Raw genomic sequence first — 18,880 nt, 5'->3', positions numbered from 1 at the left:
GACCGTCGACCGGGCGCTGCGACCGCCCCGCTGCTGCTGCAGGGCCACCGCCGGCGGCATGCCGGTGATCGAATCGACGTCGGGGACGCCCGCCTGATCGATGAGGCGCCGCGCATACGGCGCGACGGATTCCAGGTAGCGCCGCTGGGACTCCGCGTACAGGGTGCCGAACGCCAGCGAGGACTTTCCGGAGCCCGAGACGCCGGTGAAGACCACCAGGGCATCGCGCGGTACCGTCAGGTCGATGTCCTTGAGGTTGTGCTCGCGGGCACCGCGCACGCGCACGTCGGGCTGAACGGACCCCGCGCGGTCACCCGCCGGGGAGGAGGGCGTCGTCATGGATCAACGCTATCAGCGCAGGTCCCGCGGGGACGCCTGACATCGGAGGGGTCTGCTCAGGCAGGCTGGGTGAATCGCGAGGGCACCCACGAACGCCCCCGCGGGGACGTAGTGTGACCTCATGACCGACGAATGGCGCCGTGCACACGAGCAGACGACGATGGTCGGGTGGGACTTCTCAGTGCTGGACGGTCGCCTGCGGGCCGATGACCCCTGGTGGGACTTCGACGCCGACTGCCGGGCTGCCCTCGCCAGCGCCCGAGCCACCGCAGACCTGGGAACGGGTGGCGGAGAACGCCTGTACTCCTTCCTGGCGGAGATGGATCTGACCGGAACGACGGTCGTCGCGACCGAGGGTTGGGAGCCCAATGTCGCCGTGGCGAGGGAGACTCTGGCCCCGTGGGGCGTCGATGTCGTCCGGTATGACGCGGAAGCGCGTGAGCGGATGCCGTTCGACGACGCCAGCCTCGATCTGGTGATCTCACGTCACGAGGGGATCGATGTTGCTGAAGTCGCACGCGTACTGGCACCGGGCGGGCGATTGCTGACGCAGCAGGTCGACGGCGGTGACGCCCCGGAGATCCACGCGTGGTTCGGCTCGCCCTTCGAGTACCCGGACGTCACCTCAACTCGCTACGCCGAGGACGCCGAGGTCGCGGGACTGCGCATCGATGTCGTGGACGACTGGAGCGGAACGATAGAGTTCGCGGACGTGACGGCCCTCGTCACGTACCTTGCCCTGGTCCCGTGGGACGCGCCGAGCTTCTCCGTCGACGAGCATGCTGAGCAGCTGACCGCGCTCGATGCGGAGAACCCGATCAGAGTGACCCAGCGCCGCTTCCGCGTCTATGCCACGAAGCCATGACGTGACTGACCGATGAAGGGTCGCCCTCCCTGATCAGGCGGCCGACCAGCCGCCGTCGATCGAGTGGGCGGCGCCGTTGATCGCCCGGCCGGCCTCGGAGGCGAGCAGGACCGCGATGGCGGCCACGTCCTCGGGGTCGGGCAGGCCGGGGACGGCGGAGTGGCCCAGGAAGACCTCGTCGAGCACCGCGTCCTCGCTGATCCCGCGGGTCTGCGACAGCTCCGCGACCTGCGACTCCACCAGCGGGGTCATGACGTAGCCGGGGTTGATCGCGTTGCAGGTGACGCCCCGGGGACCGCCCTCCAGCGCCGTCGTCTTCGTGAGACCCATGAGTCCGTGCTTCGCCGCGACGTACGCGGACTTGTGCACGGACGCGCGCAGTCCGTGGATCGAGGACAGGTTGATGATGCGCCCCCAGCCGCGCGCGTACATCGCCGGCAGCGCCGCCTTCGTCAGCACGAACGGCGACTCGAGCATGAGGGTCTGGATGAACCGCCACTCCTCCAGCGGGAACTCCTCGACCGGGTGGATCCGCTGGATTCCCGCGTTGTTCACGAGGATGTCGACGTCCAGCGGCTGGGCGGCGAACCGCTCCTCGAGCGCCGTCGTGTCCGCGAGGTCGACCTCCCAGACCTCTGCGGAACCAGCAGATCCGGCACCCGCGGCTCCGGAATCGGCAGCGGAATCGGACCCGGCAGCGGCAGTCTGGGCGGCCTCGGCGATCTCCCGGGCGACGGCACGGGCACCGTCGCCGTCCCGGTCAGCGATGACGACGTGGGCGCCCTCGCGGGCGAAGGCGAGCGCGATGGCGCGTCCCAGTCCGGAGGCTCCACCGGTCACGAGTGTGCGGCGGTTCACAAGCATTGCAGTCATGGGCGTCACATTACTCGTCCGGCGTGCGCCCGCAGCCCTCAGACGTCCTGCAACGGCCTCACGAGTCCAGCAGGGCCGCCGCGTACATCGGACGGGCCGCGTCCTCGCTGGGCGGGTGGAACAGGCCGGCGGTCGCATCGCGCAGCAGGCGGGAGAGCTCGTGGTCGTTGTTGAATCCGCGGCCGCCGGAGGACAGGAGGGCGGCCTCGGCGCACGCGCGTGCGGCCCGGGCGGCGTGGATCCGCGCGGCCACGAGCCGCTGGGGCCAGCCCGCGCCGTGGTCCACGACCTCGTCGAAGTCGCGCGCGCACGCATCGAGGTGTCCCAGCACCGGCACGAGGTCCAGATGGGCGTCCGCCAGCCGCACCCGCGACTCCGGCACCTCCGCCATCGACACGCCCTTCTTCGCGGACCGGCGCTGCCGCAGGGCCTGGGCCCCGGCCTCGAGCGCGCGGCGTGCGACGCCCGCGTACACGGCGGCGACCAGCAGCTGGAAGTTGCTGGTGATCGCGAAGGTGAGGAGGTCCGGCACCGGGCCCGGGTCGATCGCCCGCGCCACCCGGTGCGGCTCCATCCGCACGTCCTCAAGGATCGTCGCGCGGCTGTGCGAGGCGCGCATGCCCAGGACGTCCCAGTCGTCGGAGACGGTGATCCCGTCCGCGGTCCGCTCGACGAATCCGTAGACCAGGCGGGGATCCTCCGGGTCCGATTCGTCGAGTCCGTGCACGATGAGCCGCGACCACACCGGCGACAGCGACGTGAAGATCTTGACGCCGCTCAGCCGGTAGCCGCCGTCGGACTGCGGGACGGCCTTCGTGTCCGACCCCTGCAGCACCCAGTCGTTGGCGGGCTCGCTGATGCCGAACGCGAAGACCTCTCCGGCGGCGGCCTCCTCGAGGACCCAGTCGAGCGAGTGATCTCCGCGCGCCCGCATCGCGTGCACGACGCCCGTCGTCATGAGATGCATGTTGATCGCCAGCGCTGTGCCCGGCGCCGCACCGGCCAGCCGCTGCTGGAGGCGGGTCACCTCGTGGAGGGTGAGACCCGCGCCGCCCATCTCCTCCGGCACGAAGAGCGCGAGATAGCCGCGCTCCTGCAGGTCCGCCAGGTCGTCGTGGGCGAACGAGTTCTCCGCATCGTGCTGGGCGGCCCGCTCCCGGAGCGTCTCCAGCAGGTCGTCGGGCAGGAATCGCTGGGCGAGCTGCGCGTGCCGCGCCTCGCGGTCGACGGTCGGGTCGGTCATCGTGCCTCCTGATGGGTGCGGGTGTCTGCGGTCTGGACGGTGGGGCCGGAAGTCACGTGCTGCGTTCCAACAGCAGCGCGGCGTTGTGCCCGCCGAACCCGAAGGACGTCGACAGAACCGTCTCCACCGCCTGCGGGCGCGCCTGCGGCCCCACGACGTCGAGATCCGCGAACTCCGGATCGTCCAGATTCAGGGTGGGCGGCAGGACGCCGTCGGTGAGCGTCCGCACGGCCAGGACCGCCTCGACGACACCGGCGGCACCCAGCAGGTGTCCGGTCGACGACTTCGTCGCCGTCACCGGCACACCCCCCGCCCGAGGCCCCAGCACCTCCGTCAGAGCCGCCGCCTCCGCGGCGTCCCCGGCCGGGGTCCCAGTGCCGTGGGCGTTCACGTGGCCCACGGCCTGGGCGGCCCGTGCCGGATCGTGGACGTCGACGCCCGCATCCGCGAGGCAGGCGCGGACGGCCTGGGCCGCGCCGCGACCGGCCGGGTGCGGGGCGGTGGGGTGGTGGGCGTCGCTCGAGGCGCCGAAGCCCACGAGCCGAGCGAGTGCGGTGGCGCCGCGCTCGCGGGCGATGTCCTCTGACTCGAGGACGATCGCGGCGGCACCGGCAGACATGACGAAACCGGTGCGCGCACGGTCGAAGGGGCGACTCGCGGCGGTCGGATCGTCCTCGAAGCCCGCGGCGAGGGCACGCAGGTTCGCGTTCGAGGACAGGTTGACGGGCCCCAGGCAGTCCTCCATACCCACGACGAGGACCGCGTCCGCGTAGCCGTGGCGGATGAGGCGCATCCCCTCACCCAGCGCGATCCCGCCGGAGGCGCACGTCGCACTCACCGCGTGCGCCGTTCCGCGGATGCCGTGGCGCTGGCTCAGGACCGCGCCGGCCCCGTCCGCGGCACCGTGGATCGAGAGCGTGAGCGGCACACCGCGCGCACCGTCCTCGTCGTACGCGCGCGTCGCCGCCTGCATCGCGTCGATGGGTCCGGAGCCGGTGGCGGAGAGGACGGCCACCCGCGTGGGGTCCCAGGGAAGTCGGCCGTGCGCCACCGCCTGGGCCAGCGCCTCATCCGCCGCGGCGATCGCCCAGTGCTGGACCGGGCTGAGCCTGCGGGCGAGCGCGCGGGGCAAGTGCGCCAGGGGGTCGAAGTCCCGCACCTGGCCGCCGATCCGCACCGGCAGGGAGGCGAACTCCTCACCGGCGAGCACGTCGATCGCGCTGCGGCCGTCGCGCACCGATTCCCAGAGGGTGTCCGCGGAGTTCCCACTGGGCGTGATCGCACCCATCCCCGTCACGACGGCGTTGATCACAGCCTCTGCGCCTCCCCTGCCCGGACGATGTCCGCCGTCGACTCGCGACGGATCTTGCCACCCACCGTACGCGGCAGGCCGGACACCCGGTACCAGCGCCGGGGCACGAACTGCGGGGCCAGGTGTGCGGAGGCGTGCGCGCGCAGGGACTCCTTGGTCGGGGGAGAGTCCTCCCCGTCCTCGACGACGAGGGCGACGACGCTGCCCAGCGCCGGGTCCGGCAGCGCGACGGCGCAGACCGCACCCAGTCCGGGCACGCCGTCGAAGGCGCGCTCGACCTCCGTGAGCGCCACTTTGTGCCCGCCGGTGATCGCGATGTCGCCGGCGCGGCCCACGAGCTCCAGGCGACCGTCCACGACCAGGCGCCCCTGGTCGTGGACGGTCGCCCAGCCGTCGGGACCCACGAGCACCTCGTCGGTCGTCCCTGCCAGGTACCCATCGGAACACGCCTCCGCGAGGATCCACAGCGTGCCCAGCTCCCCGTCGGGCACGTCAGTGCCCGTCTCATCGCGGATGGACGCGTCGACACCGTCGTAGATGCTGATGAGCGTCCCGTCACCGACCCGGCTGTCACCGATGAAGCCGATCTCCGCCGCCCCGTAATAGCTGATGAGCCGCACGTGGGGCAGGAGCTCCGCCAGACCGTCGCGGATGGAGGCCGGCAGGTTCGCCCCGCCCGTGACAACCAGCTCGAGGCCGCGGAAGCGCTGGGGGTCCCGCCGTGCGGCGTCCGTGAGGGTCCGCACGACCGCGGGGACCGCGACGATCCGCGTGATCCGCTCTTCCTCGATCCGCCGCCCGATCGTCCACGGGTCGAAGGAGTCCGCGACGTGCGCACTGCCGCCGCTCACCATGCACTCGACGACCGCGTAGAGGGTGAGGCTGTAGGACACGGGTCCCGGCGCCAGGGTCGCGACACCGGGGAACGGTTCCAGGTGGGCGGTCGAGATCGCCGCGTTCGCCCGGTACTGCCGCCGGGTCTTGAGGAACCCCTTGGGGTTGCTGGTCGTCCCGGACGAGAAGAGCAGGAGGAACGCCTCGTCACCGTCGCGCACCGTGGGCTGCTCGAGGGCCGGCCGGGTGCCACCGGCAGTCACGGCGACCCGGGCCTCGGCCGCAGGGGGTCCGGTGTCCTCCTGTGCGCCCGCGTCCTCCACGCGTGCCAGGAAGTCCGCCAGGCCCACGACCGTGCCGGTCCAGCCCCGCGCGCGCAGGGCGGGGGCCAGATCCTCCTCATCCGTGATGACGAGGCCGATGCCCGTGTGGAGGACGACGTCGACGCGGTGCTCCAGCGGCCAGCGCGGATCGATCGTCGCGGACACCGCCCGGAAGCCGGACAGGCCCACCAGGACGCGCGCGGTCTGGAACGCGGATTCCACGCTCATCGCGGTGATCGGGATGCCGCGGGTCTCCGGGGCCGGGGCGGGCGGGGTCTCCTGCCCCGCGTGGAGTGCCTGCACCGCGGCGAAGACCCGTGCGGAGTCCTCGACGAGTTCACCGTAGGTGAGCGCCCCGTCCTCCCCCACGATCGCGGGGCGATCCGGGTGCTGCACCGCGGTGTCGAGCACCGTCTGCGTCATCGGCATGAGCGGGACCTCCTCGTTCGGGACTGCGGGTCAGCCCCGGGGTTCACCGGTCAGAACGCCGGGGTCGACTCGAATTCTTCCAGCACGTCCAGCACCTGCTGGCTGGTGAACGCCTCGATGAGCGCCTGGGTCTCCGGCGACTCCTGATCCTCCTCGCGGGTCACGAGGGTGACCGCGAACTGCGGGTCCTCCTCCATCGTGAGTCCGTCCTCGAAGGGGCTCAGGTCGATCTGGTTCGCGAAGGCGGGCAGGTTGAAGACGGCGTCCGACTCCTCGTACGCGGCGTTCGCCTGCAGCAGCTCGACCTGGACGAACTCGAGGTCGCGCGGGTTGTCCGTCACGTCGTCCAGGGTCGCGTGGAACTTCTCCGCCTCCGGATCGAGGGTGAGGATGTCTGCCTCCGCCAGCATCTGCAGCGCGCGGCCCAGGTTGGCGGCGTCCGCGGGCAGGGTGACGTGACCGCCGTCGGGCAGCTCGTCGATCGAGTCGAGCGTCTTCGAGTAGAACGCGACCGCCGTGAGGTAGACGGGCTGCACGCCCACCAGCGAGGCGTCGTTGCCCTCGTTGAACTGCTCCATGAAGGGCACGTGCTGGACGAAGTTCGCGTCGATCTCGCCGGCTTCCAGCATCGTGTTGGGCTGCACGTAGTCCGCGACCTCGACCATCTCGATCTCGTAGCCCTCGATCGCTTCGGAGGCGGCCTCGACGATGTCGGTCATGGGCGGGGTGGCGGCCGCCACCTGCAGCGTCTCGCCACCGGATCCGGCGTCGCCGCCGCAGCCGGAGAGGACGAGGGTCGCGACGGCCAGCGCGGCGACGGGGAGGGTGGTGCGGCGGTTCATGCGGTGCTCCTTCGTGCGGGATGGCGCGCGGGTGCGTCCGCGCGCAGCGGGGTGAGTGTGCGGGGTCGTCTCCACCTCAGATCGCGTCCGACATCAGCGCCGGTCCAGCGCACGGGAGACGAGGTGGCCGGCGGTCTGGAGGACCAGGACGCAGGCGATGATGAGGACGATCGTCACGTACATGAGGGCGAACTCGTACTCCTGGTAGCCGTAGCGCAGCGCGAAGTCGCCCACACCGCCGCCGCCCACGACGCCCAGCACGGTCGAGTACGAGATGAAGCTGATGGTCGCGGAGGTGAGCGCGTAGACCAGACCGGAGCGCGCCTCGACGTAGAGGAACTTCGTGACGGTCTGCCACACGTTCGCGCCCATCGAGCGGGCGGAGGTGAGGATACCGGGCGGGATCTCCAGCAGGATCTGCTCGACGAGCCGCGCGTAGATCGCGACCGCGACGAACGCCAGGGGGAACGACGCCGCCGTCGTGCCGAACGTCGTGCCGAACACCAGGCGCGTCACCGGGATCATGAAGACGACGAAGAGGAGGAACGGGAACGATCGGACGATCGTGACGTACAGGTCCGCCAGCCCCCACACGACCCGGTTCTGCAGGGGGCCGCCCGCGCGCGTGAGGTAGATGAGGGTGCCCAGCGGCAGTCCCACGAGGACGGCGGCGAGGATCGCGGCGGCGACCATCCAGCCGGTCTCCAGCAGGGCCTCGGCGATCTTGTCCCCGTGGTCGACGAAGACGTCGCGGATGACGGTCACGAGGCCTCGTCCCGTCGCTCATCCCCCTGCAGCGTCCGGCGCGCGTGGTCCAGGTACGACCCCTCGAACGCGTCGATGCCGGCGGTCACGTCGAGGACCTCGCGCAGCCGTCCGCGCTCGAACACCGCGGCCCGCCGGCAGATCGCCTTCACGACGTCCAGCTCGTGGGTGACGATGACGATCGTGGCGCCGAACTCGTCGCGCGCCCGCTCCAGCAGTCGCAGGATGTCCGCGGTCGTGCGGGTGTCCAGGGCGGAGGTGGGCTCGTCGCACAGGAGGACGGCGGGACGGGTGGCCAGCGCACGGGCGATCGCGACGCGCTGCCGCTCACCGCCGGACAGCTGGGCGGGGAAGGACTCCGCCTTGTGCTCCAGCCCCACGAAGCTCAGCAGCGAGGACACGAACTCCGGATCGCGGCGCTTCTGGATCTCCAGCGGCAGTTCGATGTTGCCCCGAACCGTCTTGTTGCTCAGGAGGTTGAAGCCCTGGAACACGGTGCCGATCCGGTGGCGGAGCCGGTTGAGCGCACGCCCGCGCAGTCCCGCGGGGTCCACGCCGTCGACGACGACTGTCCCCTCCGTGGGGTGGTCGAGGCAGCCCATGAGCTCCAGCAGCGTCGACTTCCCCGCTCCGCTCTCGCCCAGCACCCCGAAGATCTCGCCGCGCGGGATCTCGAGGGTCACATCATCGAGCGCCACGACCGCGCCGTACCGCTTCGAGACGCCCGTGAGACGGACGGCGGCGGACGGGTCGACAGCGGCGGGGCTGTCGGCCACGGCGGACTGGTCGGTGATGGCGATCGTTCTCCGGATGTCGGCGTGCGACGGCGGATGAGGGGCTCTGCCGCACCTGTCCGCCGCAGGTCAGTGCTCCCTTATCGTAGTGCGTTTCCACCCTCAGAGCCGTGGTGAGAGCATTGCGTAGAACACACCTCGAACGCCCCGGGAGGCCACCATGACGCGCGACACGACGACCCGGGCGACCGAGGACGACCGCGTCCTCTACACCGCGACGGCCCACAACCGCACGGGCCCGGACGGCGAGAGTCGGACCGACGGAGGCCTGCGCGTCGCGGTCCGCTCGCCGCTGGCACCACGACCCACCGCCGAGGCCGCCCAGACCAGCGCTGCCACCGCAGCGACCGGAGCCGGCGAGGTCACCGGGACCCCGGCCTCGGGCACCTCCGCCGCCACGGATCCCGAGGAGCTCCTGGCGCTCGCGTGGGCGACCTGCCTGTCCGGCAGCGCGCGCATCGTCGCACCCGGCCGTGACGTGACGGTGCGCGTCGAGGTCGACCTCGTGGAGGACCCGACCGGCCCCGGGTTCGCCTTCGAGCCCACCGTCTTCGTCTCGTTCTCCGGCACCACGCCGGAGCAGGCGGAGACGCTCGCACAGCAGGCGCACGGGCGCTGCCCCGTCTCGAAGCTGCTGACCGGCCGCGGCCATGCCGCGATCGTCGCCGAGCCGTGGGAGGACGACTGAGCCCCAGGGGCGGTGATCCGCCGCCCCGGACGCGGCAAGGGCCGGACCGCACGATGCGGTCCGGCCCTCGCTCAGTGCTCGGCAGTGCGAGCGACGCTCACGCCCCGGGCACGTCGTCCAGCTTGCCCAGACGGCGGGCGGCACGGGACTCGGAGTCCATGCGGTCGACGTCCATGAGGTCGACCCCGCGCGTCTCCTTCGTGAACAGCAGCGCGACCAGCGAGATCGCGGCGGCCACCGCCAGGTAGATCGCGATCGGGATGGACGATCCCGTGTTCCGCAGCAGGAACGTCGCGATGATCGGCGCGAACGAGCCCGCCACGATCGCGGTGACCTGGTAGCCCACGGACACGCCCGAGTACCGCATGCGGGTGGGGAACATCTCCGACATGATCGCCGGCTGCGGGGCGTACATGAGGCCGTGGAACACGAGCCCCGCCAGGATGCCGATGAAGATCATGAACGCGTTGCCCGTGTCGTACAGCGGGAAGGCGAAGAAGCCCCACGTCGCCGTCAGCAGGATGCCGATGAGGTACGGCGGCTTGCGTCCGATGATGTCCGTGAGCTTCCCGATGAACGGCACCATGATCGCGTGGATCGCGTGCGCGCCCAGCAGCAGGCCCAGGATCTCCGAGCTCTCGATGCCCACCTGCAGCGACAGGTACGTGATCGTGAAGGTGACGACCAGGTAGTAGTGGATGTTCTCCACCAGGCGCAGTCCCATCGCGCAGAACACGCCGCGCGGGTACCGCTTGAACACCTCGGCGACGCCGTAGCCGGCGTCCTCCTCGACGACCTCCTCCTGCGCCTCCTGGAAGATGGGGGCGTCGGACACGCGGGTGCGGATGTACCAGCCGATGATGACGATGACGGCGGACAGCCAGAACGCGACCCTCCAGCCCCAGCTGAGGAACATCTCGTCCGTCAGGGTGGCGGTCAGGATGAAGAGGACCGCCGTCGCCAGCAGGTTGCCCAGCGGAACGCCGGACTGCGGCCAGGACGCCCAGAACCCACGGGACTCCTTGGGCGAGTGCTCGGCCACCAGCAGGACGGCGCCGCCCCACTCGCCGCCCACCGCGAAGCCCTGGACGAAGCGCAGGACCACGAGGATGATGGGCGCCGCGTAGCCGATCTGGTCGAACGTGGGCAGGCAGCCCATGAGGAACGTCGACACGCCCACGAGGACGATCGAGAACTGCAGCAGGGCCTTGCGACCGTACTTGTCACCGAAGTGGCCGAAGACGATGCCGCCCACGGGGCGGGCGATGAAGCCCACCGCATAGGTGCCGAAGGCCGCGATGACGGCGTCGAACGGGTTGTCAGACGGCGGGAAGAGGATGTGGTTGAAGACGAGCGTCGCGGCGGAGGCGTAGAGGAAGAACTCGTACCACTCGACGACCGTCCCCGCCATCGACGCAGCGACGACCTTCTGCAGCTGCGATTTCTGCGACGGCTGATCCGTCGGCACCGCACCCGAGGTGCTGGACATGGTGACTCCTGATGGACTGGGAGCCCGTCGCAGGGCGTCCGCCGCGAGCGACTGCGCCCACGGGACCCCGTGCACCGGACTCCGGTTTCAGTGCGCTCGCAGGCGTCCCTGCCCACGGCGCATGTGCGTCCCCCAGCATGCGGGCACCCGCACTGTGGTGCAAGTCATACGCACCGCTGTGGCCCATCCGTGACCCTGCGATCTCGCACAGGCAGTGTGCGGGGTCGCGTTCCCGCAGTCACCGGGGCACAGTGCCCGGACTCCCGTCGTCAGCCCCCGCGCCGCTCGTCCTGCTCGTCCCGGGCGGCCAGCCCGGCGAGCATCGTGTTGTATGCGGCGAGCTCCGCGTCGCCGGTCCGGTCCTCCGCGCGGTCGGACCGGGTCGCCTCCCGGGACGAGGACCGGTACCACTCGGCGGCCATGAGGATCGCCAGCGCCAGCGTGGGGATCTCGCCGATCCCCCACGCGATCTCGCCTCCGGTCACCTGGTCCTCCAGGGCGGGCACCCAGCCGTGGCCCATGTTGCCGAACCAGTCGCCGGCGATGAGCGAGGTCGAGGACATGATCGAGATGCCGAAGAACGCGTGGAACGCCATGGTCGCCAGCAGCACCAGCAGTCGCACGGGGTACGGGTAGCGCTTGACCCCCGGGTCGACGCCCATGATCGACTGCGCGAAGAAGTACCCGGCCAGCAGGAAGTGCAGGATCATGAGCTGGTGGCCGATGTGGGTGTCCATCGCCGCGTACATGATGCCTGAGTAGTAGAAGACGATGAGCGAGCCGGCGAAGTTGATCGCCGCGACGATCGGATGCGACCAGAACGACGCGTACCGCGAGTGCACGATCGTGAGCACCCATTCGCGCACGCCGCGGGACCCGTCGCGCCGGGCCGGGATCGCGCGCATGAGCAGGGTGATGGGAGCGCCCAGCACCAGTGGGATGGGCACGATCATGACGAGCACCATGTGCTGGATCATGTGCGAGGAGAAGAGGATCTTCCCGTAGATGGCCGCTCCGCCGCTCGTGACGTAGAAGAGGGCCGCGAGCCCCACCAGCCAGCAGATGGTCCGGTGCACCGGCCACGTGTCGCCGCGCTGACGCAGGCGGCGGACGGCCAGCAGGTAGAAGATCGCGAAGCCCACGGTGATCGACACCCACACCGGGTCCAGTCGCCATTCGGTGAAGAAGGTGCCCCACGACGGCGGGGGCGGCAGCGCCTCGCCGGTCAGCAGCTGGGCCGCGGTGGGCCGGCTGGGCGGCTCGTCCGGCACGGGCGGCGCCGTCCGCGACAGCACGACTCCCAGCGCGGTCGCGGACGCGAACAGGGTGATCTCCCCCAGCACCAGTCGCCAGAACAGATGCGCTGCGCGCACCGCTCCCGAGGCCCCGGTCGCCGCGGTCGACCCCGTCGCCTGTGCGACCCCGGCCTCCGCCGGGGCACCGGGCATCCGTGCGATGACCCGCCGGCGGTGCGACCAGCCCACGAATCCCAGGAGGATCGTGATGATGAGCTTCGCGACGAGGACGAGCCCGTACTGCGTGGTCCAGTCGGCCAGACTGCCCACGCGCAGCAGCGCGTTCGTGAGGCCCGAGTACATGACGAGCCCGTACGCGATGAGTGCGATCGTCGAGTATCGCGCCACGATCGTGCCCAGGTCCGATCGTCGCGCCAGTCCCGGCGCCAGGAGGGCGAGGCAGAGCAGTCCGCCCACCCAGATGACGACGCCCGCCAGGTGGATCGAGAGGCTGCCGACGGCCTCGACGTGGCCCTCCGCATCCGCCGAGTGACCCAGGATCGACAGGAAGAGGATCGGGAGCGCGGACACGACGAGGGAGGCCGCGACTCCCGCGTAGGACCGGAGGCCGAACACCAGGGTGGAGCCGATCGCGACGAGGCAGACTATGGCGAGCCACACCCGTCCCAGGTCCAGCTCCGTGACGAACGTCCACAGCTGGGCGGAGAAGTCGCCCTGGAACGCCTGGGCGCCGGCGGTGTCGATGTACGTGAGGATGAGGACGGCGACGGAGCTGAGCGTCCACACCGCGGACGCGCCCTGGGCGATGCCCAGCAGGCGCTCCCAGTCGCCGTCGATGCGCGTGGACTTCCGTCCCGCCGTGCGCGGCACGACGACGACGGCCAGCAGGAGGGCGCCCAGCGTCATCGCCATCGCGGAGTTGAAGACGAACTCGGCCGCCGGCAGGCCCCAGCGCCCCAGCGGGCCGGAATCGGCCAGCACGGTGGGGGCGGCGGCGCCGGTGAGGACGAGGCCGATCGAGCCGACGATCGCGCCCACCAGGATGTAGAGGGGCAGCGCGGCGAGGCGCACCTGCGGCTCGACGCCGCTCATCGTGTGGGTCACAGGCGGCGGTCGCCCAGCGCCGGGAACGCGGTGCGACGCTCGTGGATCGCGTCGAGGTCGAGGTCCGCGGTGATGATCGTCTCGTCCGCGCCCGCCTGAGCCAGCACGTCCGCAGAGGCGTCGAGGATGACCGAGTGACCGCCCATCTGGGTCTTCGCGTGGAAGCCCGCGGTGTTGACCGCGACCATCGCGCAGAAGTCCTCCGCCGCGCGGGCACGGGCCAGGAGCGACCAGTGGTCGACGCGCGGGGCGGGCCAGGCGGCGGGGACGACGAAGACCTCCGCGCCCCGGTCCAGCAGCGCGCGGAACAGTTCCGGGAAGCGCAGGTCGTAGCAGGTCGCCAGACCCAGGGTCACTGTGCGGCCCGCGACCTCGATGTCCGCGGTGACGAGGTCCTCGCCGGCCTCCAGCAGACGCGGTTCACCGTTGCCGAAGCCGAAGCGGTGGATCTTCCGGTAGGTCGCGACGATCTCGCCTGACGGGTCGAGGAGGACGGAAGTGTTCCACAGTCCGCGGTCGCCGTCGGCCAGCTCCGGCAGCGCCTTCACGTCGTGGTCGACGCCGGCCAGGCGCTCGAGCGCCTCCGGGGCCGCCTCGATGAAGGATCCCATGTGCAGGTAGGCGCCCACGGTCCGGGCGGCCTCCCGCATCGCGGTGACGACCGGGCCGTCCAGAGTCTGTGCGGCCGCACCCCAGCGGCGGTAGCCGAAGCCGGTCGAGGGCCACAGCTCGGGCAGGACGATGAGATCCGCGGAGTGCTGCGTGCGGACCAGGTCCGTCACACGTGCGACACGGTCCTCGAGCGTCTCGTCGTCGTCATAGCCCAGCTGGATTCCGGAGATGCGCATGGGTCCAGGGTATCGCCGGCGCCCTGCGCGCCGCGACCGGTCGACCGACCGCAAGACGTGAGCGTCCGTCGTGCGAACGCGGCGCGCCCCAACCACGCCGGGTCGGTGGGATCAGTCGGCGGTGACAGCCGCCGCGAGTCGATTGAGCGACTCCTCGAGCGCCTCCCGCGGGATCGCGGGGAAGGTCACCTGCTTGAGCACGCCCGGGTCCGTCAGGTCCGACCAGCTGTAGGTGAGCGAGACCTCGGTCGAGTCCGATCCGTGCGAGGTGAGCTCGTAGAGCCACTCCCAGCCCAGCGGCCCCTGGGGCGCAGAGCCGTCCGCGGCCTCGGGAGCCGGCTTCCAGCCCACCATCTTGTTCTCGTCGTAGGCCGTGACGAAGTTGTGCGTGCGGTAGTCACCGCCCATCGCGTCCGCGTGCATGTTCATGACGAACTTCTGGCCCGCAGCGGTGATGCGCTCGGTGTCGTCCGCCGCGCGCACCGTGTCCGAGCCGTCGAACTCGTGGTGGCGGGCGGGCAGGGTCAGCACGTCGAAGACGTCCTTCACGGGGACATCGAGCGTGCGAGTCACGGTCAGGTGCGTCTGTTCATCAGCCATGTCCCCAACGTCTCACGGCAGTCCGGTCGCTTCAAGGGGCCGTGTCACGGGACCGTGCGAATACGCACGTACAGGCTCGACACCCCGTTCATGTGCGAAGACGGGCGGTGCCTCCGGGAACGACGACGCGACCGGCTCCCCGTGAAGGGGAACCGGTCGCGGCGGAGGTGGATCAGGCGCTCACGCGCACCGATTCACTTGTTCGAGGCGGCAGCCTTGAGCTTCGAACCGGCCGAAAGCTTGACGGAGTAGCCCGCCGGGATCTCGATCTCAGCACCGGTCTGCGGGTTGCGGCCCTTGCGAGCGGCGCGCTCGGTGCGCTCCACGGACAACCAGCCCGGGATCGTGAGCTTGTCGCCGGCGGAGACGGCCTCCGTGAAGGACTCGAAGACGCCGTCGAGCACGTCCGAGACCTGCTTCTGGGTCAGACCGGACTTCTCTGCAACCTCTGCGACGAGTTCGCTGCGGTTCTTAGCCATGGGTGTGTCCTCCTTCAGGACGTGGGTGCACGTGGTGCGGTGTTCAGGCTTCCTGACTGGTCCGAAACTACCAGACGACTGCCGCGCCTGCGCGCAAGCGCCACGCCGACTTCAGCAGATCACCAGCTGGACTTGGTCACGCCGGGCAGCTGCCCCTTGTGCGCCATGTCGCGGAACCGGACGCGGGACAGACCGAACTTGCGGAGGTGTCCGCGGGGACGGCCATCCACCTGGTCGCGGTTGCGCAGACGAACCGGGGAGGCGTCGCGGGGCAGCTTCTGGAGGCCCAGACGCGCCTCCTCGCGCTGCTCATCGGTGCTGTCCGGGTGGACCAGCTGACGCTTGAGCGTGGCGCGGCGCTCCGCGTAGCGCTCGACGATGACCTGACGCTGCTTCTCGCGTGCGATCTTGGACTTCTTGGCCATGTGCGCTCAGCGCTCCTCTCGGAAGTCGACGTGCTTGCGGATGACCGGGTCGTACTTCTTCAGCACGATGCGGTCCGGGTTGTTGCGGCGGTTCTTGCGGGTCACGTAGGTGAACCCGGTGCCCGCCGTCGACTTCAGCTTGATGATGGGGCGAATGTCCTGAGTCTTTGCCATCAGAGCTTCACTCCCTTCGAGATGAGGTCGGCGACAACCGCATCGATCCCGCGGACGTCGATCACCTTGATGCCCTTGGCGGACACGTTCAGGGTGACGTTCTTGCGCAGAGACGGCACGTAGTAGCGCTTCTTCTGAATGTTCGGGTCGAAGCGACGCTTGGTGCGTCGGTTCGAGTGGGACACGTTGTGTCCGAAACCGGGGACAGCCCCGGTCACCTGGCAGGTCGCTGCCATGTTCTCCTCCAGTTCACAGTTGGCGGCGGCGGTGAAGCTGCTCCCCCGGGACCGGTCCAGGACCGTCCGGCATCGGCAGCCTGCAGCCATCGCAGACATCAGCACATCGTTCACCGGGTGCAGCTCGTGCGCGTGCGGACACGCGCCGGAAAGAACCGCGAGCGGTGATTCAGCAGTCACCCGGTGGTGGGTGCGCGGACGCGGCCCGTCACGGGACGGGTCGCGTGATGTCTCACCAGCGCTGTAGCCAAAGCCTGTGAGAGAGGGCCCAGCCTGTGCGCAGCGCTCAATGAGCACGTGCGGCGATCGTCATCCGCGCCTTCCCGGTCCCCCGCCCCTGGCGACAGCCGGCGAACACGCGACGATGCACCGCGTTCACAACAGTCCTCAAGTCTAAGCGAGGCCCGCGCGCACGGGCAAGTCGCGCCTGTCTCCTGTTGCCGTTGCGAGTGCCTCATGCCAGAGTGATCGCATGCACCGCTCGTCCTGCCCGATCGCCGCATCCCAGGGTGGATTCTGCACGGACGGCGGCCGATGAGCTCTCCCCAGCACTCCGCTCCGCCGGCGCGCCCGCGCATCCGCAAGGCCCACAGCGATGAGCACGAGTACTCCGCACCCAGCGCGCCATCGCACTCGGCGGCGCACGACCGCTCCACGTACTACGAGTACATCGCGCGGCACGGCGACGAGAACCGAGCGACGGGCGCATCCGCTCCTCACGTCGGCGAGGCCTACAGCGGCGGTGCCCCGAACAGCAGCGGCCCGCACCACAGCGCGCCGCACAGCTACGCACCTCACGCCAGCGGCCCGCACGGAGCCGGGGGTATCGGAAGCCCACCGCACGCGGGCGCACCGCCGGTCGGCACCCCGCACGGCGGCGCCGCGCACAGCGGATCCCCGCACGGGCCCACCGCACCCGGCTCTCCCGTCGCATTCGGCTCGCCCGGCGCACCCGCCTCCTCAAGCGCACCCGGCGCTCCGGTTTCCTTCCGCCTGCGCGGACTGCTGGCCGGCGTTGTCGTGCTGGCGGTCGTCGTCGCCGTGACGATCGTCCTGGGCGCGGTGTTCCTGGGACCGGACCGCGGCATGCAGGCGACCGATGCGCGCTCGTCCGCGCCCTCCGCCGGCGCCGGCGAGGCATCACCCGACACCGCGTCCGAGGCCACTGCCGGCGAGCAGCTGACCGCCGAGGTCGACGAGGGCACGCGGATCGCCCAGGATCGGCTGGCGGAGCAGTGGGTCGTGCAGCTGAGCGCGAAGAAGCCGGGCCTGGAGGCCGACGGCAAGACGTGGGCGGAGGAGGACATCCTCGCGGAGTACACAGAGAACCAGCGGCGCCACCCGGAGGCCATCCTCCTGTGGAGCGGCGACTGGACCAGCTTCCGCCTGAGCGACTTCTGGGTCACCGTCCTCGCAGAGCCCTATGACACTCCCGAAGAGGCCCTGGAGACATGCCGCGACCTGGGCCTCGACCGCGACAACTGCTTCGCGAAGAAGCTGTCGACCTCAGAGGGCCCGGACGGCACGACACTCCTCAACGACTGACGACGGTCGCAACGACCGATGTCAGGCGCAGTCCCACGACCAGCGTCAGGAGCAGGCGCCGCAGACGCCGTCCAGCTCGATCGTGATACGGATGTCGTGGAACGACCGGTCGCGCGCGGCGCGAGCCAGGCTGTGGTGCTCGGCGCTCGCCTCGATCTCGTCCATGCGCCCGCAGCACGTGATGATGCGGGGTGCGCCCGCAGCGACGGTAGAGCGCCTCGCCCTCGGGGCCGTAGACCGCATGGATCGCCCCGGCCTCGTGGAGGCTGGTGAGGTGGCGGTAGACGGTCGCGAGCGAGATCTCCATCCGAGTGCGGTTCTGCACTGCGCTGCTGCGCACGGCGGCCTCCTCTGTCCCGGCAGAATGTCCGCACCACGCGCCGGGCCCCGGTGGGGAGGATCCGAAGGTCCTCCCCACCGGGGCCCGTGTCAGCAGCGCGTCAGAACACCAGCGGATCAGAACAGCAGCGTGATCGGATCCTCCAGCACATCCGCGACGTCGCGCAGGAAGCGGGACATGACCTCGCCGTCGACCACGCGGTGGTCGGCGGACACGGTGAGCGTCATGACCTCGCGGATCACCAGCTCGTCGTTCGAGACCCACGGCTTCTTCTGCACCTGACCGGCCGCGACGATCGCGGACTCGCCCGGGTTGATGATGGGCGTGCCCCAGTCGACGCCGAACACGCCCACGTTCGTGATCGTGATCGTCCCGCCGGACTGCGCCGCCGGACCGGTGCGGCCGGACCGGGCGACGGAGACCAGCTCGCCGATCGCCGCACCCAGCTCCTGCAGACCCATCCGATCCGCGTCCTTGATGTTGGGCACGATGAGACCCCGGTCCGTCGCCGCCGCGATGCCCAGGTTCACGTAGTTCCGGTACGTGATGACCTCGTCGTCCAGGCGCGCGTTCATCCCCGGGTGCCGCAGCGCGGCCCGCGTCACGGCCTTCGCGATGATGAGCAGCGGCGACACGCGGACGTCCTCGCCCAGGGCGCGCTCGGCCTTGAGCCGGCGCACCAGCTCCATCATCCGGGTCACGTCGACCTCGACGCCCACGGTCACGTGCGGGGAGGTGAAGGCGGACGCCACCATCGCGTTCGCCATCGCCTTCTTGACGCCCTTGAGCGGCACCTGCTCCTCCCGCGACGCATCCGCTGCCGCGGGGCTGCCGCTGCCCTGCGGGGCGGCCGCCGCTGAGGCCGCGGTCCCGTCCGCGTGCGCCTGCAGGTCCGCTCGGGTCACCTCGCCGTTCGCGCCGGTGGCCCGCACCGCGGCCAGGTCGATGCCCTGGTCCTTCGCGAGCTTCCGCACCGGCGGCTTGGCCAGGGGGCGCCCGGCGCCTGCACCCGGCGCGGCTGCGGGAGCAGCCGCAGGTGCAGCGCTCGCGGCGCCGTTCGCGGAGGCCGCAGCGTTC

At 70.7% G+C, this 18,880-nt stretch carries 20 protein-coding genes and 1 pseudogene; 3 read left to right on the top strand and 18 right to left on the bottom strand.

Annotation, left to right across the window (positions count from 1 at the left end):
* The coding region (locus HGBR_RS12495) for a hypothetical protein (RefSeq protein WP_019159684.1) at positions 1 to 339 on the bottom strand (339 nt) is incomplete at its 3' end.
* A gap of 121 nt (positions 340 to 460) precedes the next feature.
* On the opposite strand from HGBR_RS12495, the gene HGBR_RS12490 reads away from it, so the two are divergent.
* Positions 461 to 1,204 carry a class I SAM-dependent methyltransferase gene (locus tag HGBR_RS12490; RefSeq protein ID WP_019159683.1) on the top strand — a complete coding sequence of 248 codons (744 nt, stop codon included), beginning with the start codon at positions 461 to 463 and terminating at the stop codon, positions 1,202 to 1,204.
* Positions 1,205 to 1,237: 33 nt separating this feature from the next.
* Here the strand turns inward: HGBR_RS12490 and HGBR_RS12485 are convergent, their stop codons facing one another.
* The 7 genes from HGBR_RS12485 to HGBR_RS17870 form a co-directional block, all read right to left on the bottom strand.
* Positions 1,238 to 2,068: a 3-hydroxybutyrate dehydrogenase gene (locus HGBR_RS12485; protein WP_019159682.1), complete on the bottom strand. Its 831-nt coding sequence runs from the start codon at positions 2,066 to 2,068 to the stop codon at positions 1,238 to 1,240.
* 67 nt (positions 2,069 to 2,135) lie between these two features.
* Positions 2,136 to 3,320 carry an acyl-CoA dehydrogenase family protein gene (locus HGBR_RS12480; RefSeq protein ID WP_019159681.1) on the bottom strand — a complete coding sequence of 395 codons (1,185 nt, stop codon included), beginning with the start codon at positions 3,318 to 3,320 and terminating at the stop codon, positions 2,136 to 2,138.
* 52 nt (positions 3,321 to 3,372) lie between these two features.
* Positions 3,373 to 4,632, bottom strand: a complete 1,260-nt coding sequence (locus tag HGBR_RS12475; protein ID WP_019159680.1) for a beta-ketoacyl-[acyl-carrier-protein] synthase family protein — start codon at positions 4,630 to 4,632, stop codon at positions 3,373 to 3,375.
* Positions 4,629 to 6,218, bottom strand: coding sequence for a class I adenylate-forming enzyme family protein (locus HGBR_RS12470; RefSeq protein WP_019159679.1), 1,590 nt, complete (start codon positions 6,216 to 6,218; stop codon positions 4,629 to 4,631). Before HGBR_RS12470 ends, HGBR_RS12475 begins: the two co-directional genes overlap by 4 nt.
* 50 nt (positions 6,219 to 6,268) lie before the next feature.
* On the bottom strand, positions 6,269 to 7,060 hold the full coding sequence (locus tag HGBR_RS12465; RefSeq protein ID WP_019159678.1) for a MetQ/NlpA family ABC transporter substrate-binding protein: 792 nt from the start codon (positions 7,058 to 7,060) through the stop codon (positions 6,269 to 6,271).
* 93 nt (positions 7,061 to 7,153) lie between these two features.
* Positions 7,154 to 7,825 carry a methionine ABC transporter permease gene (locus HGBR_RS12460; RefSeq protein ID WP_019159677.1) on the bottom strand — a complete coding sequence of 224 codons (672 nt, stop codon included), beginning with the start codon at positions 7,823 to 7,825 and terminating at the stop codon, positions 7,154 to 7,156.
* Positions 7,822 to 8,601: a methionine ABC transporter ATP-binding protein gene (locus HGBR_RS17870; RefSeq protein ID WP_019159676.1), complete on the bottom strand. Its 780-nt coding sequence runs from the start codon at positions 8,599 to 8,601 to the stop codon at positions 7,822 to 7,824. The genes HGBR_RS12460 and HGBR_RS17870 overlap by 4 nt, the downstream gene beginning before the upstream one ends.
* 178 nt (positions 8,602 to 8,779) lie before the next feature.
* Between HGBR_RS17870 and HGBR_RS19025 the strand changes: the two genes are divergently transcribed.
* On the top strand, positions 8,780 to 9,307 hold the full coding sequence (locus HGBR_RS19025) for an OsmC family protein (RefSeq protein ID WP_019159675.1): 528 nt from the start codon (positions 8,780 to 8,782) through the stop codon (positions 9,305 to 9,307).
* A 97-nt stretch (positions 9,308 to 9,404) separates the two neighbouring features.
* Here HGBR_RS19025 and HGBR_RS17860 read toward each other — a convergent pair whose 3' ends face one another.
* From HGBR_RS17860 to rpmB, 8 genes are all read right to left on the bottom strand, one after another.
* Positions 9,405 to 10,796 (bottom strand): MFS transporter, encoded by a 1,392-nt coding sequence (locus HGBR_RS17860; RefSeq protein WP_019159674.1) that lies wholly within the window; start codon positions 10,794 to 10,796, stop codon positions 9,405 to 9,407.
* A gap of 269 nt (positions 10,797 to 11,065) precedes the next feature.
* Complete coding sequence (locus HGBR_RS12440; RefSeq protein ID WP_147522480.1) at positions 11,066 to 13,144, bottom strand: bifunctional copper resistance protein CopD/cytochrome c oxidase assembly protein; 2,079 nt, start codon at positions 13,142 to 13,144, stop codon at positions 11,066 to 11,068.
* Positions 13,145 to 13,152: 8 nt separating this feature from the next.
* Positions 13,153 to 14,004 carry a nitrilase-related carbon-nitrogen hydrolase gene (locus tag HGBR_RS12435; RefSeq protein WP_019159672.1) on the bottom strand — a complete coding sequence of 284 codons (852 nt, stop codon included), beginning with the start codon at positions 14,002 to 14,004 and terminating at the stop codon, positions 13,153 to 13,155.
* Positions 14,005 to 14,115: 111 nt separating this feature from the next.
* Complete coding sequence (locus HGBR_RS12430; protein WP_019159671.1) at positions 14,116 to 14,604, bottom strand: SRPBCC family protein; 489 nt, start codon at positions 14,602 to 14,604, stop codon at positions 14,116 to 14,118.
* Positions 14,605 to 14,798: 194 nt separating this feature from the next.
* Positions 14,799 to 15,083, bottom strand: coding sequence for an HU family DNA-binding protein (locus tag HGBR_RS12425; RefSeq protein WP_019159670.1), 285 nt, complete (start codon positions 15,081 to 15,083; stop codon positions 14,799 to 14,801).
* A 119-nt stretch (positions 15,084 to 15,202) separates the two neighbouring features.
* Positions 15,203 to 15,508, bottom strand: coding sequence for a 30S ribosomal protein S14 (gene rpsN, locus HGBR_RS12420; protein WP_019159669.1), 306 nt, complete (start codon positions 15,506 to 15,508; stop codon positions 15,203 to 15,205).
* 6 nt (positions 15,509 to 15,514) lie between these two features.
* On the bottom strand, positions 15,515 to 15,682 hold the full coding sequence (gene rpmG, locus HGBR_RS12415; RefSeq protein ID WP_019159668.1) for a 50S ribosomal protein L33: 168 nt from the start codon (positions 15,680 to 15,682) through the stop codon (positions 15,515 to 15,517).
* On the bottom strand, positions 15,682 to 15,918 hold the full coding sequence (gene rpmB / locus HGBR_RS12410; RefSeq protein ID WP_026077570.1) for a 50S ribosomal protein L28: 237 nt from the start codon (positions 15,916 to 15,918) through the stop codon (positions 15,682 to 15,684). The genes rpmG and rpmB overlap by 1 nt, the downstream gene beginning before the upstream one ends.
* A gap of 534 nt (positions 15,919 to 16,452) precedes the next feature.
* On the opposite strand from rpmB, the gene HGBR_RS19020 reads away from it, so the two are divergent.
* A complete protein-coding gene (locus HGBR_RS19020; RefSeq protein ID WP_019159666.1) occupies positions 16,453 to 17,463 on the top strand; it encodes a hypothetical protein in 1,011 nt (336 codons plus the stop codon).
* A 184-nt stretch (positions 17,464 to 17,647) separates the two neighbouring features.
* Here HGBR_RS19020 and HGBR_RS21055 read toward each other — a convergent pair.
* Positions 17,648 to 17,770, bottom strand: a pseudogene (locus HGBR_RS21055) (transcriptional repressor); the annotation flags it as partial.
* Positions 17,771 to 17,919: 149 nt separating this feature from the next.
* Positions 17,920 to 18,880: dihydrolipoamide acetyltransferase family protein (locus tag HGBR_RS17850; RefSeq protein WP_147522492.1), on the bottom strand; the 961-nt coding region annotated here is incomplete at its 5' end.

It is taken from the genome of Brevibacterium senegalense, assembly GCF_000285835.1.
GTDB lineage: Bacteria > Actinomycetota > Actinomycetes > Actinomycetales > Brevibacteriaceae > Brevibacterium > Brevibacterium senegalense.
Note: the sequence above shows the minus strand (reverse complement) of the source record. Positions and strands in the feature narration are given on the sequence as shown.